Origin of the sequence: Orbus hercynius (assembly GCF_003634275.1) — a bacterium.
In the GTDB taxonomy this organism is placed as follows: Bacteria; Pseudomonadota; Gammaproteobacteria; order Enterobacterales; family Orbaceae; genus Orbus; species Orbus hercynius.
The window spans coordinates 783,013-797,064 of sequence record NZ_RBWY01000001.1 but is presented as its reverse complement, the minus strand read 5'-3'; the positions used below and the strand labels follow the sequence as shown (position 1 = coordinate 797,064).

10 protein-coding genes and 1 tRNA gene are annotated in these 14,052 nt (G+C 37.0%); 7 read left to right on the top strand and 4 right to left on the bottom strand.

The window, feature by feature from the left end:
- The first annotated feature begins 306 nt into the window (after nucleotides 1–306).
- On the top strand, nucleotides 307–804 hold the full coding sequence (locus tag DES39_RS03780; RefSeq protein WP_245959555.1) for an elongation factor P hydroxylase: 498 nt from the start codon (nucleotides 307–309) through the stop codon (nucleotides 802–804).
- Nucleotides 805–1,255: 451 nt separating this feature from the next.
- The gene (locus DES39_RS03775; protein ID WP_121144412.1) at nucleotides 1,256–2,770 is read left to right on the top strand and encodes a hypothetical protein; all 1,515 of its coding nucleotides are present in this window, start codon (nucleotides 1,256–1,258) and stop codon (nucleotides 2,768–2,770) included.
- A gap of 94 nt (nucleotides 2,771–2,864) precedes the next feature.
- On the opposite strand, the gene DES39_RS03770 is transcribed toward DES39_RS03775, so the two are convergent.
- The 3 genes from DES39_RS03770 to lptF all read right to left on the bottom strand — a co-directional run bounded on the left by DES39_RS03770 (nucleotide 2,865) and on the right by lptF (nucleotide 5,263).
- Nucleotides 2,865–2,951: transfer RNA gene (locus DES39_RS03770), tRNA-Leu, on the bottom strand.
- A gap of 120 nt (nucleotides 2,952–3,071) precedes the next feature.
- Nucleotides 3,072–4,136: an LPS export ABC transporter permease LptG gene (lptG, locus tag DES39_RS03765; RefSeq protein WP_121144411.1), complete on the bottom strand. Its 1,065-nt coding sequence runs from the start codon at nucleotides 4,134–4,136 to the stop codon at nucleotides 3,072–3,074.
- A gap of 11 nt (nucleotides 4,137–4,147) precedes the next feature.
- Nucleotides 4,148–5,263: an LPS export ABC transporter permease LptF gene (lptF, locus tag DES39_RS03760; RefSeq protein ID WP_121144410.1), complete on the bottom strand. Its 1,116-nt coding sequence runs from the start codon at nucleotides 5,261–5,263 to the stop codon at nucleotides 4,148–4,150.
- Nucleotides 5,264–5,406: 143 nt separating this feature from the next.
- Between lptF and DES39_RS03755 the strand changes: the two genes are divergently transcribed.
- From DES39_RS03755 to DES39_RS03735, 5 genes are all read left to right on the top strand, one after another.
- Nucleotides 5,407–6,891: a leucyl aminopeptidase gene (locus tag DES39_RS03755; RefSeq protein ID WP_121144409.1), complete on the top strand. Its 1,485-nt coding sequence runs from the start codon at nucleotides 5,407–5,409 to the stop codon at nucleotides 6,889–6,891.
- Between the two features lie 52 nt (nucleotides 6,892–6,943).
- Nucleotides 6,944–7,402 (top strand): DNA polymerase III subunit chi, encoded by a 459-nt coding sequence (locus DES39_RS03750; protein WP_170143331.1) that lies wholly within the window; start codon nucleotides 6,944–6,946, stop codon nucleotides 7,400–7,402.
- A 188-nt stretch (nucleotides 7,403–7,590) separates the two neighbouring features.
- On the top strand, nucleotides 7,591–10,458 hold the full coding sequence (locus DES39_RS03745) for a valine--tRNA ligase (protein WP_121144408.1): 2,868 nt from the start codon (nucleotides 7,591–7,593) through the stop codon (nucleotides 10,456–10,458).
- Nucleotides 10,459–11,671: 1,213 nt separating this feature from the next.
- Entirely contained in the window at nucleotides 11,672–12,391 is a 720-nt protein-coding gene (gene fnr / locus DES39_RS03740) for a fumarate/nitrate reduction transcriptional regulator Fnr (RefSeq protein WP_121144407.1), read from the top strand.
- A 34-nt stretch (nucleotides 12,392–12,425) separates the two neighbouring features.
- Nucleotides 12,426–13,499 (top strand): YdgH/BhsA/McbA-like domain containing protein, encoded by a 1,074-nt coding sequence (locus tag DES39_RS03735; protein ID WP_121144406.1) that lies wholly within the window; start codon nucleotides 12,426–12,428, stop codon nucleotides 13,497–13,499.
- A gap of 79 nt (nucleotides 13,500–13,578) precedes the next feature.
- Here the strand turns inward: DES39_RS03735 and DES39_RS03730 are convergent, their stop codons facing one another.
- On the bottom strand, nucleotides 13,579–13,893 hold the full coding sequence (locus tag DES39_RS03730; RefSeq protein WP_121144405.1) for a hypothetical protein: 315 nt from the start codon (nucleotides 13,891–13,893) through the stop codon (nucleotides 13,579–13,581).
- Nucleotides 13,894–14,052 lie beyond the last annotated feature (159 nt).

The following is a 14,052-nucleotide window of genomic DNA, read 5'->3' as shown; positions in this document are numbered from 1 at the left end:
AATTGTGTATGATTTGTAATATTCGTTTTATTTAAAAAATGCAAAACGTAAATAATTCCTTTTAGTTATAAAAAAACAGGTGCTATTATAGCAAAAATAATAACGCCTGTAAAATCAGCCCTTTTTTTAAACATATGATAGCGAGTCCTAAAATACGGCAATAATGTCATTGTAATCATTAACAAGCCAGTATGATTTGTGATTGAGTTAGATAATGCTAAGTTTATTAAATCCGTATATAATCATATGGATGAACACGTTAGCATGAATCAATTTATACGCGATGTATTAATAAATAGGCGTTTTATGAACAATACTTTAAATGATGATGAGTTATGTAGTGCATTAATTCAGTTATTTTCGACTGTATTCCCTGATTTAGAGATCAAAGGTGGCGCTGATGAACCATTTTATGAGGCATCAAAAAATGATACCAAAGCGATACTTTATTTTAGGAGTAATTATCCTAGAAGCTTATTGCATGAGCTGTGTCATTATTGTTTAGCAGGGGATAGGCGTCGCCAGCTTGATGATTTTGGTTATTGGTATTTTCCTTGCGGTAGAACTGCTGACCAACAGTTACAGTTTGAACAAGTCGAGGCAAGACCACAAGGATTAGAAAAACTAATGTGTGAAACGATTGGCATTACATTTATACCGAGTTTAGATGATTTTTCTGGCCGACCATCTTCAACTGATTTTTTAAGGCGGCTCGATGAAGCTTATCAAGAAATGAAGCTAACACCACCCCCCACCCCCAAAAAAGCATTAGATGCACTTATCAATATCGAGTTGTTTATTTAATCCTCGATCATTAATTCATCCTCGATTTTTTTACAAATTATTTACAAAATTAAGTCTTCACTTAAAAATAACAAACTAACGTTGTCATTAAAAAAAACGATTAAAATTGCACTGAATTTAGTGCAAAAAAACAACCTGTAAAAATCATAATTTAGATCAAATAAAATAACAAAACTTATTAAAAATAGCGGATTTTGTGTATTTAATAAACGTTATTGAGCAAGGTATTTATTATCACATTATATTAATCGATTTTAAAGATCAATTTAATTTAATTGATAGTTATTGCAAATTAAAATAATGAAAATGATCGTTTTAAACGATATGACAAATTGAATATTATTTAATCTAATATGTAAAATAAAAAATGCATTAATTAAGTATCTTTCTGTTAATACTATAAATTAATAGCAATCAACAAGAAAAATAATATAAGGCAATAAGGAATTATATGGGGAAGCAAATAAAAGCTGATTCGGTTAAATTATCACAGTCAAAACAGCATCAACAACGATTTATTGATAACCATAAATCAATCATTAAAACTCGCCACTATTTGTCATCTTTAAGCTCGTTAATTAACATCGGTTTAATTAGTACTTCTTTAGTTAGCTTACCATTATTAAGTTTTGCCTCTTTATCGGTGACAACAAGCCAAACGATTCAAGGTTCAGCACCCTATTTTTTGCTGGATAATGGCACCGAAAAGTTAAAAATCTTAACGACTGATGAATTAATCGGTTTTCAGTATATTGATGAATCAGGCAATGTGGTCATTGCCGATAAATCAATGGATGGTAAGGTAATACAAGTCAATACATCCATGAATCAACGTGACTTACTGGCGGTAGTCCCCATTGACGGAAAAAAATATTCATTAAGTGAGATGTTAACCATGCCTGATTCGGTGTTATTGGTTAGTGATACTGATGGCGATGCAAAAGGTGCCGATGCGACTGGATTTATGACTGCAACGTTAAGGGCCAACAGTGTCAAAACCGTGGTTAGCGATACACTATTCGATTGGTGCAAAGGTACATATACTTTAGAAATCAGTGCAACGGCGGATACATCGGGTAACTTACAAGCTAAAACAATGTATGGTGATCCTTATTATCGAGATTATGAGACTAATACGGCAACCTACACCTTACAACCGGCGGGAACCGCCCCTTATGTGTGTTGGGCTCAGCCTAATTTAAGGATGGGTACTGATCAATACGCCGGTCCGGCATCCCAATGGGATCCGAGCAACGGCTTTTTGTTACAGTCTCTGGATGATCCAACTAAAAATTTCCCAACCACGGGATTTAATAATGCCTACTTTTATTTAGTGCTTGTTGGCACGACGGCTAAACAAGTTATTGCATCGACAACAGGGGCAAGTGGCTTAAGTGGAACGTACACCCCTGTAGGAACAGCGGGAATCTATGCTGAGCTCTCTGCTATGACTGCAAACACCAACTTATTGATGGTGAAACTCAAAGGTCCTGATATGAACTCGGCTACGATACCCATGCACTCTGCGACAGTATTCAATTTGCAATCGGGTACGGATATGGTGTATCGATTTAGTATTGATAAATGGTTTATTGCCAGAGCGGGAATTAATGGTGGTTACAAGGATTCAGCAAATCCAGCCTTAAACTATTGCACAGATCTCGGTGGTGGCGGTAAATACAAGGTCCCTAGTGTAGTCGGTGACTATACTAACGCATCGATAGAAGCGGGTGTTAATGGCAATTACCAACGCACTATCGGTGGTGGATTATTTGCTGAATGGGGCTATACAGCCAACAATTACACTGATAGTGGCTTCGAAGTGAACGAATATTGGGCGAGTGAATCCGTGATTGGCTACGATGATGACTACCAATACATTGTGTCATCGGTAAATGGCAGTGTAAATTACACCTTTTACGCCGACGATAAATTTTTTAGAGCAGCGTGCGTGAGTCCTTTATAGCATAATTCTGATCGGGCGACCGCTTCGGCATTGATAGCGCTGCCCATCAAGCTTAAGACGTAAAAAAACCTGCTAAAAGCAGGTCTTAAGAATTTGGTGCCAGTGGTCGGACTCGAACCGACACGCTTTTAAGGGCGGCGGATTTTGAATCCGCTGCGTCTACCGATTTCGCCACACTGGCATAGAGTGAATAAAGTAAACGTTGGCATTATACTCGGCTACTCACCGCTTGCAACTATAATTATGTATTTTTTTATTATTTGCTGAAAAAATAATCTTGACCTAATAATTGTTATCGCCATTAGCTTTTACGTTTAAAAAGATAATAACTAAGCCCTAAAAAGGCAACACTTGTTAACGCTGCGCCTAATACCGGTGGAATACCAATGACAATGCTCAATTTAGAAAATAGGCTATCAGCGATAAAAAAGATAAAACCACCAAAAATACCCGTAATAACCCTTATGCCCATCGAAACGCTTCTAAGTGGCCCAAATATAAACGATAACGCCAGCAACATCATAACGGCAACAGATAATGGTTTTAGCAGTTTTTTCCAAAACAGCAATTCATAGTTACTAGGATCTAACCCTGATGATTTCAAGTACTTTGCATATTGATATAAGCCTGATGCCGATAATGATTCGGGATCTTGAGCAACAATATTTAACTTATCAGGAGTAATGGTTGTTTGCCATGGCATGTTGAATAAATTCACGCCGTTGACTTTATACGGATCGGTCAAATCGGTTTTCTCGACATCAAAAAGTTGCCAAGAATTATTTTTATAATTGGCATAAGCAGCATGCGTAATATGAGTCAGTTCACCATTATTGACGGATAAAATATCAAGATCGGCGATAGTATCCGTTGAGTCAACTTTACCAATGTGGATATAGTCATTACCATCTTTGGCCCAAATACTATTTTGGGTCGCAATTAATGCATCACCATAAGCTTTTTCTGAGCGCATGTTTCTGGCTGTTTGCTCTCCCCAAGGTGCAACCCATTCACCAATGGCCATGACGATTAAGACTAAGGGAATCGCTGTTTTTAACACCGCTTTTATTATATGTAATCGACTAAAACCGGAAGTTTGCATCACCACCAATTCACTTTTTGAAGCAAGCATCCCCAGTCCAATTAACGAACCTAGTAATGCGGCAATAGGAAAAAAAACTTCGAGATCTTTTGGTACCATCAAAAGGGAATAGAGCGCCGCTGACAAGGCATCATAATCGCCTTTAACCCGCCTGAGTTGATCAATAAAACGAATAATTCCTGATAAACTGATCAACAAAAATAAAGATAAACTAATCATGCTTAATATGGTTTTACCAATATAACGATCTAAAATAGAAAACATATTAAACGTCCTTATGATGCAAAACGAGCAGGGAAATATCGATAACGAATCTTACGCATTGGGATACTATCCCAAAGATTAAAAATGACCGCAAGTATAAAGTAAAGGCCATTAACTGCATTAAACCAAAAGGTTGGATCAATACGACCTTTACTACCATGGGCTTTAATTGAACTTTCTAATAAAAAATAGACCAAATAAAGTAACATTGCCGGTAAAATTCGGGCTAAACGGCCTTGTCTTGGATTGGAGGCACTCAGGGGAATGACTAAAAATGCCATCAAAGGAACGGAGATAATAAGCGATATTCGCCAGTAATATTCTGCTTTGGCTTTTGCTGTTTTTATTGCTCTAAGTTGTGCAAAAGATAATTGTTCAACTTTGTCTTTAGTATCTTCATCTGAAACCGTCAATGTTTTTGGTTTAATTACGGCTTGATAGTTATCAAAATGAGAAATTCTAAAGTCTCTTAATTTGGTTGATCCTTCATAACGATTAGCGTTATCAAGAATGATGATTTGGTTACCCTCGCTATCATGAGTAATCTTACCTTGATTTGATAAAATTACCGATGGACGTTCATTTTTAAGAGGATTAGTTTGAGCAATAAAAATCTGTTTGATATTATTACGCTCAACTTCGCCTAAATAAATCACCGAGTCACCTTTTGGGGTACGTTGGAATTGGCCGGCGAGTAATCCGGCAAGGCTAGGGTTAAGTTTGGCATTTTCAACGAGCTTTTCTTCTTGTACGCTTGACCAAGGACCAAACCACACCAAATTGGCTGTACTCACGCAACAGGTGATAATAGAAAGGAATAATACGACTTGATAAATAATTTTCTTTTTAACGCCGCACGCATACATCGCAACCATTTCACTATCAGTATAAAAGCGACCAAATGCGATAAGAATGCCTAAAAAAAGGCTCAGTGGTAAAATTAATTGCGCCATATTTGATACCCCTAATAATAATAGGGGGGTAATGAGGCTACTGGGGATATCGCCATCAACTGCACTCGACATAATTCGGATTAATTTTTGTGAAAAAAAGATCATAAATAAAATAACGAGAATAGCGAGTTGTGCTTTGAATGTTTCTTTTATGATGTAACGGCGAATAATCACGTGCGATAAACCTACAAACAATATAATTGTGGCATTATAACGTGAAATGATGCTTTTCGTTATCAATTTTTTGTTGATATGAATTGGTTAAACGCTAGAATGGTAAAATCATTTCGATAAAACCAATTATTTAAGGATCGATCATGGATTTTCAAATTAATCACTGTGATGTATTTACCCAAGCAGCAGATTGCTTAGTTTTATCAGTATACCAAGGCGGAACCCAGTCACAAGTAGTGCAAGAATTTGATAAATTAACCAATAATACCCTTACTAATTTACTCAAGTCTGGCGATTTTAAAGCGAAGGTTGGTGATACCCTCGTACTATTTCATATCGAGAATATTGCGGCTAAAAAAGTATTGTTGGTGGGTATTGGCGAGCAAATAAATGCAACAACGGATAAACTTGCGACTATCACTAAGAGTATTGCTAATCAATTAGCATCCTTAAATAGCCAACACGTTTTAGTCTCGTTGGAACATGTTGCTAAGGAAGAAAGTTATCGTTATATTCGTCACTTTATCGAGTTAATCAATTATCATTGCTATCAATTTAATGACTACAAAACCACCAAATCGCCAAGTCTGGTGACAAAAAAAATCTCTTTAGTCGTTGATCAAGCCGACTGCCAGCTAGAAGCACAACAAGGCTTAAAACACGGTATTGCCATTTCGAATGCCATTAAGGCAACACGTACTCTGGCCAATCAACCATCAAATGTATGTAATGCACAATATTTGGCAGATAAAGCCGGCAAGCTTGATGACCAATTCCCAACATTAACAACCTCTTACTATGACGAGTCAGCATTAGCAAAATTGGGTATGAATGCCTATTTGGCGGTTGGTCAGGGTTCAAAAAATGAATCGATAATGACGGTAATGGAGTATCATGGCGCTAAAGATAAACACGCAGCGCCAATTGTACTGGTCGGCAAAGGGTTAACATTTGATTCAGGCGGAATTTCAATTAAACCAGCAGCGGGCATGGATGAGATGAAGTACGACATGTGTGGCGCGGCAACGGTGTATGGTGTCATGCAAGCAATCAGTGAATTACACCTGCCAATTAATGTGGTTGGGGTGATGGCTGGGTGTGAAAATATGCCCGGTTCAGGCGCTTATCGCCCCGGTGATATTTTAACCACATTATCTGGGCAAACAGTCGAAGTCATAAATACTGATGCAGAAGGCCGACTGGTATTATGCGATGTGTTAACCTTTGTTGAACGCTTTAAACCGACTGCGGTCATTGATATTGCGACATTAACCGGTGCTTGCATTGTTGCGTTAGGTCATCATTATACCGGCATTATGGGCAATGATGATGCGCTTGTTAATGAATTAGTCAGTGCATCGAATAAGGCGCATGATAAAGCTTGGCAGTTACCACTTGATGGCGATTTTCAAGAGCAAATTAAATCGACCTGTGCTGATATTGTCAATTCAGCGGGACGTGATGGTGGCACAATTACCGCCGGATGTTTTTTATCTCGCTTTACTCAAAAGTACCGCTGGGCTCACCTAGATATAGCCGGAACAGCATGGGTATCAGGTGCTAAAAAAGGTGCAACTGGTCGGCCGGTAGCCATGTTAATCGAATATTTATTATCAAAATCTTGCTAAGCAAGGTAGCATAATGCACAGTATAAAATTGATTGTTTAGGAGTAACTCGCATTGAAAAAGGTCATTTTTTATTTAATTGAAGACGATAAAGCGTTGACTGATTCGAGACTGCTCCCTCATGAAAAATTAGCCTGTGAAAAAATTACCGCTTGCTGGCAACAAGGACAGCGTGTTCTTGTTGCTTGCCAAGATCAACAGCAAGCAGAACGAATTGATGAATATTTGTGGCAACAACAAACTGACGATTTTGTGCCACATAATTTAGTGGGTGAAGGTATGAAGGGCGGTTCACCGGTTGAAATTGCCTGGATCGGTAAAAAGGGCAACAATAATCGTCATACTTTAGTTAATTTGCAAGAACCGTTTCCTGAATTTGCCACTATGTATAATGATGTGATTGACTTTGTACCGAATGAAGGACGGTTAAAAAATTTAGCACGAGAACGTTATATCACTTATAAAAATATTGGTTTTAATCTAAAAACGATCACTATCAAAGCTGACACTTAAACAAGCCAACTGGTGGATATTTTATCGCTAAAACGATTAATAAATTCATCTTTATTCTGTTTATATCATAGCGAGCTCATTATTCAGTTTTTATCTATCACTAATTTGTTGTAGAATACCGGCCATTCGTTTTATTTTTGATACATTGATTGTCATCAATGTTATTTTATTGGATATAAGCACGTATTATGAAAATCACATTAGATAAAACCTATAATCCGCAAGAAATTGAACAACCGATTTATACGCATTGGGAAGACAGTGGCTACTTTAAGCCTAATGGTAATCAATTAGCACCAAGTTACTGTATTGCCATTCCACCACCGAACGTCACGGGTAGTTTGCATATGGGGCATGCTTTCCAACAAACTATTATGGATGCGCTAATCCGTTACCATCGTATGCAAGGTCACAATACGTTATGGCAATCAGGGACAGACCATGCTGGTATTGCAACCCAAATGGTTGTTGAGCGTAAAATAGCCGCTGAAGAAAACAAAACTCGGCATGACTATGGCCGAGATGCATTTATCGATAAAATTTGGCAATGGAAAGCAGAATCTGGTGGCAGTATTACCAAACAAATGCGACGTTTAGGGGATTCAGTTGATTGGGAGCGTGAACGCTTTACGATGGATGATGGATTATCTAATGCTGTTAAAGAAGTCTTTGTTCGACTCTACAAAGAAAACTTGATCTACCGTGGTAAACGATTAGTTAACTGGGATCCAAAATTACGTACAGCGATCTCTGATCTTGAAGTTGAGAACCGTGAAAGCAAAGGATCAATGTGGCATATTCGTTATCCACTAGCCGATGGTGTAAAAACGGCAGAAGGCAAAGATTACTTAGTTGTTGCAACCACTCGCCCGGAGACTTTGTTAGGTGATACCGGCGTTGCAGTTAATCCTGAAGATCCGCGTTATAAAGATTTAATCGGTCAATATGTGATGTTACCATTCGTTAACCGACGCATCTTAATTGTTGGCGATGAACATGCCGATATGACTAAAGGGACGGGTTGTGTGAAAATCACACCAGCTCATGACTTTAATGACTATGAAGTCGGTAAACGTCATCAGTTACCAATGATCAATATTTTCACCTTTGATGGTGATATTCGCCAGCAAGCTGAAGTCTTCGATACCAACGGTGAATTGACCGATGTGTACAGTGGCGATTTACCACTTGAATACCAAAAACTAGAACGATTTGCAGCTCGTAAAGCGATTGTTGCTGCGTGTGAAGCATTAGGCATTTTAGACAAAATAGAACCACATGATTTAACCATCCCTTATGGCGATCGTGGTGGCGTGGTGATTGAACCAATGCTAACTGATCAGTGGTATGTCAGAACCAAGCCATTAGCTGAAGTTGCAATCGATGCGGTTAAAAATGGTGAAATCCAATTTGTGCCTAAACAATACGAAAACATGTATTTTTCTTGGATGAATGATATTCAAGATTGGTGTATTTCTCGTCAATTATGGTGGGGACATCGTATTCCGGCTTGGTATGATGAGCAAGGTAATGTTTATGTTGGACGTAATGAAGATGAAGTTAGAAAAGAGTACCAATTAGCCGACTCAATTAAACTAAGCCAAGATGATGACGTATTAGATACATGGTTCTCTTCAGGATTATGGACATTTTCAACCTTAGGTTGGCCTGACAATACCGATGATTTACGGACATTCCACCCGACGAATGTGCTCGTTACCGGGTTTGATATTATTTTCTTCTGGGTTGCCCGCATGATTATGTTAACCATGCACTTTATCAAAGATGAAAATGGTAAACCACAAGTGCCATTTAAAACGGTTTATGTAACAGGTCTGATTCGAGATGAAGAAGGGCAGAAAATGTCCAAGTCTAAAGGTAACGTTATTGATCCGCTCGATATGATTGACGGTATTTCTTTAGCTGATTTATTAGAAAAACGTACAGGGAATATGATGCAGCCGCAATTAGCGGAAAAAATTGGTAAACGTACTGAAAAGCAGTTCCCTAATGGCATTGAACCACATGGTACGGACGCATTACGCTTTACGTTAGCCGCACTTGCTTCAACAGGGCGTGATATTAATTGGGATTTGAAACGCTTAGAAGGGTACCGTAACTTCTGTAATAAACTTTGGAATGCCAGCCGTTACGTTCTAATGAACACAGAAGATCATGATTGTGGTTTTAATGGCGGTGAACTTGATTATTCCTTAGCAGATAAATGGATATTAGCGGAATTTAATCAAACGATTAAAGCTTATGAAGACGCATTTTCCACTTATCGTTTTGATATGGCGGCAGGCATTTTATATGAATTCACTTGGAACCAATTTTGTGACTGGTATTTGGAATTAACCAAATCAATCATTAGCAATGGTAGTGCCAGCCAGCAACGAGCGGCTCGTCATACATTAGTTTCGGTACTTGAATCATTATTACGTTTGGCTCATCCAATTATTCCGTTTATTACCGAAGCAATTTGGCAAAATGTTAAAGGAATTATGGGGATTACTGCTGATACTATTATGTTACAAAAAATGCCTAGCTACGATAAAAAATGGGATGACGAACAAGCGCAAAATGATCTTAACTGGATTAAACAAGTGGTTATTGCGATTCGTAATATCCGTGCTGAAATGAACATTGCCCCAAGCAAACCATTACAGCTAATTATCCGTGATGCATCACCGGCGAGCCATCGACGAATCAGTGACAATGTCACATTTATTGAGTCATTAGCGCGATTATCTGAAATTGTTATTTTAGAAGGCAATGATAAAGGGCCGATGTCAGTGACCAAACTGGTTGAAGGTGCTGAACTCCTTATTCCAATGGCCGGACTAATTAATAAACAAGACGAGCTTGCTCGCTTAAGTAAAGAGATTGAGCGGATGGACAATGAGATTGGCCGTATTGACAGTAAATTATCCAATGCGAGTTTTGTTGATAAAGCACCACCGGCCGTTGTTGCCAAGGAACAAGAAAAACGGCAAGCCTACGCAGATGATAAAGTCAAATTACTTGAACAGTACGCGGCAATTGAAAATCTGTAATAAGTGTAATTCACACAATTGATTAGCCTGCTATACGCAGGCTTTTTTTATTTTCAAAACAAACTGATTAAATAATGATAGTAGGGGAGGGAACACGGTAAGTTGGAATAATAATCTCGTGTATTGTTACTATAACGAGATTTTTATGAATAATAGCAAGAACTAATAATTCTACCAACATTACTGTGACATTGTCACAATTAAGATAATGTCTTAATTGTGATATTCATGCAGCAACAAATAAAAAAACGTATTAGAATGGATAAATTGTTCAGTAATCCGCACACAAATGTAAATTAATTGTTACACCGCGCTTATATTCACAAGTTATCCACAGGTTGAAATTATTAGGAAAAAAATACGCTTAATAACCAACACTAAAGTGCGAAATGCTCACGATGGACATTATCAATGTCGTTTCGGTATAGGTTTAAACGTATTAAATTCATCAAGAATGAACGTTATAGTCAACACGATAACGCGTCATGACACCTGCAAGATTAGTCTCCAGGCAAGCGCTGATTTAGTCGTTATAGTGCTAATATGAACTCATTAATAATGTGGGGATGATAACCTGCAGGGTCGATTATATTCACTCTAAATCATCAATAATGGTTTTACATTGTCTGTATTTTCAATTTATCGGCTTATCTTGCAATCATGAATTATATTTTATCGTTATGCTAATAATTCCTTTTTGTTACACGGATGGATAACATTCATAATCATCACAAGGAAGATAAACAAGGCTTTTAACATAATATACATTATTTTAACGTATTGATTTTAAATGGGTTTTTAAACTAATTAATAATTAACTTATTTTAGTTTTAGTAAATATAAGAGCTTGAAATGGTATTGGAATTAGTGATCTGGCGATTGATGAACGGGATTAACTTGGAGTACTTGGTCACCTCCTTTAAAATACATTTAAGTTCGCATAATGTATATTATGTTAAATAAAAGATATTATTTAATTCTATAAAAACATGGAATTAACCATTACTGCACTTCCTAAGTAAACACACACTTACAATCGAATAATAGTCTTATTTATAGTTTTCGATTGATTTTGATTAGTTATTTTTCAATATAAAAAAACTGGATTATATTATTTAGTGATATACAGTCAAAAATTTATTAAAAAACAATAGTAAATTGCGTCAATTTTGATTAGAATTTAGGTAAATAAAAATTTAATGAATGCCGTATCATGCAAGATATTTCCAAGCCTCTTCGTTCAAAAAGTTACTCGGTGCCATGTGAATTATGTAGCATTGGCTCTATATGTATTCCGATGGCTTTAAATAATACGCTTGAGTCAGTTTTGAATCGAAAACGCAGTTTTGCTAAAAATGAAATTCTTGTGACTGAAGGCGATGAGTTTCAACGTTTTTATATTATTCACTCAGGTGCATTAAAAACGTATGTTATAATCAATGGTACTGAGCAAATTAATGGTTTTTACCTTCCAGGCGACATTATCGGGTTAGACAGTATTACAACCCATAAATATAATAATACCATCAAAGCATTAACAACTACCCTAGCCTGTGAACTTAAATATGATGAATTGATGGCTTTAGTCACCAAAAGTACGCAAGTTCGTGACACTATTTTCAATCTAATGAGTCAAAATATTCTAAATTACCAAAAAATGATTTTAGCTTATTCTCAGAAAAATGCCGAAGAAAAGCTCGCTGCATTTATATGCTGGCTTTATACCCAATATGCTAAGCGAGGCCATACCTCGTTGAGCATTAAATTGTCAATGTGTCGTGCTGATATTGCTAACTATTTAGGATTAACGATCGAAACGGTTAGTCGAATCCTAACTCGTACCCAAGAGTTAGGGATTTTGAGTGTTAGAGGGAAATATATTTGTATTAAGGATCTTTCTGCGTTATTTCAGTTAGCTGCAGAAAAAATTTAGTGACATTGTCACAACTAATAAGGTTTATGTATCTATGAAAATTTTCAAAAAATCTTGCTTAGCGGTAATCTTACTGTCTACTTTTTCTCAATTATCTTACGCCGCTCAAGAACTATCTCCTGAGCGTGCTAACGCCTTAGAATCGTTTAAAGAAGTATCAACTCGAGGGCAATTTTATAACGAAACAGATTACGCTAGAGCCATATCAAAAATTGCCGATAAAGAAGGCGCGGCTTATTTCTATATTACTAGTACTAATACAATGCCAAAAAATGATAGCTTGCGTATTGTGTATGCAAAATTATACAAACAAGATGCTGCTGAAGTGACCGAAAAGGCTGATAATTTTAGAGAATTTGCTGGTGTTTATGAATATCCTAAAACTAAAGCAATTCGTTTTGAACCTTACGATATTGTCAGATTACGTGGTTACTTTCCTACTCAATATCAATTAAATACCGCAGTTGCAAAAGAAGCATCAGCCAAAGGCGCATATGCCTTCTTTATCGATCGCTCAGTTGAACTTAATGGTGGCAATCAACAAATTACAGCATATCTATTTAAAAAAGATGCTGTGGAACGAAAACTTCAACCAGACGATGCGATTCCTTATGATTCTGAAGCAGGCCAACTTGCGCTTGCACAAGGTGGTGAAGCAGCGATGCAAGTTGAGCGTCCGGGTTATTATTCTTCATCAGCATTTAACGAGCAATTTTATGTCGATAAATTTAAAAGTGATGACATAAAAGACGTCAATGCAGATCAATCCACAACGACTTTAACTAAAGAGACAAAAGCGGCGGCAACTCCGGTGGTTCAACCACCTGCCGATAGTCGTCAAGCTTCAATAATACCGCAAAAATCCTCACGTTACACCGTAACGCTACCTGACGGCTCCCAAATTGAAGAGTTAAACGATGCTACGGCTGCTAAGATGGTGCCGTTTGATACGATTAAATTCAGAGGTTATTATGTTTCTGATCAGCAAATATCGTATAATGCGGGTAAAAAAGCCTTAGCGAACGGTGCTAAGTACTATCATATCTCACGTATTTCACAAGATACGAAAGGACCCAATAAAACCATTTACGTTGATCTCTATCGTTAAGAATAAATGCTAACATATTGCCATTTAACTCCCGTAATTTGGGGAGTTAAATGGTTAAATCGGTTTTGATCGATTACGACTATTTCATACATATAGTATAAGCACCAGAATTGATCGATACATTACCTTCTACAACACCGACATCATAGTGATAGCCTGATGAATTGGTTGATACTTGGCTTGTGTAATAGTAACTATAATTAAAAATTTTCTTAATGGCACTGGCCGGTAAATTAGCCATCATATCTTTACGATTACCATCACCTGGTGCGTAATAGAATATTTTTCCCCATTCCGCCGTAACACCACCGCCAATCGCCCTGCTATAACCATTATTTTTAGCGTAATCAGAAATGGTGCTATATTCACCTGTGGCATAGATACTATTAGTCATATCCGTTCTAGTTGGTATATCGGCATTTAAAGCGGTACAATATATCGTTAGGATTAATGAATTAAACTATATTTTATAAAATCTTATAATTAAGTTAATGGTATTTTTACACAGTCAGTTTTTTGCGAAGAATAAAGCACTTTTAGCCCTTTATGGTTG

Bases quoted from the DNA above. Each gene is read 5' to 3' on its own strand.
- DES39_RS03780 (WP_245959555.1), top strand. From the start codon at position 307: ATGAACAATACTTTAAATGATGATGAGTTATGTAGTGCATTAATTCAG.
- lptG (WP_121144411.1), bottom strand. From the start codon at position 4,136: ATGTTTTCTATTTTAGATCGTTATATTGGTAAAACCATATTAAGCATG.
- DES39_RS03745 (WP_121144408.1), top strand. From the start codon at position 7,591: ATGAAAATCACATTAGATAAAACCTATAATCCGCAAGAAATTGAACAA.
- DES39_RS03755 (WP_121144409.1), top strand. From the start codon at position 5,407: ATGGATTTTCAAATTAATCACTGTGATGTATTTACCCAAGCAGCAGAT.
- DES39_RS03775 (WP_121144412.1), top strand. From the start codon at position 1,256: ATGGGGAAGCAAATAAAAGCTGATTCGGTTAAATTATCACAGTCAAAA.
- fnr (WP_121144407.1), top strand. From the start codon at position 11,672: ATGCAAGATATTTCCAAGCCTCTTCGTTCAAAAAGTTACTCGGTGCCA.
- DES39_RS03735 (WP_121144406.1), top strand. From the start codon at position 12,426: ATGAAAATTTTCAAAAAATCTTGCTTAGCGGTAATCTTACTGTCTACT.
- DES39_RS03730 (WP_121144405.1), bottom strand. From the start codon at position 13,893: ATGACTAATAGTATCTATGCCACAGGTGAATATAGCACCATTTCTGAT.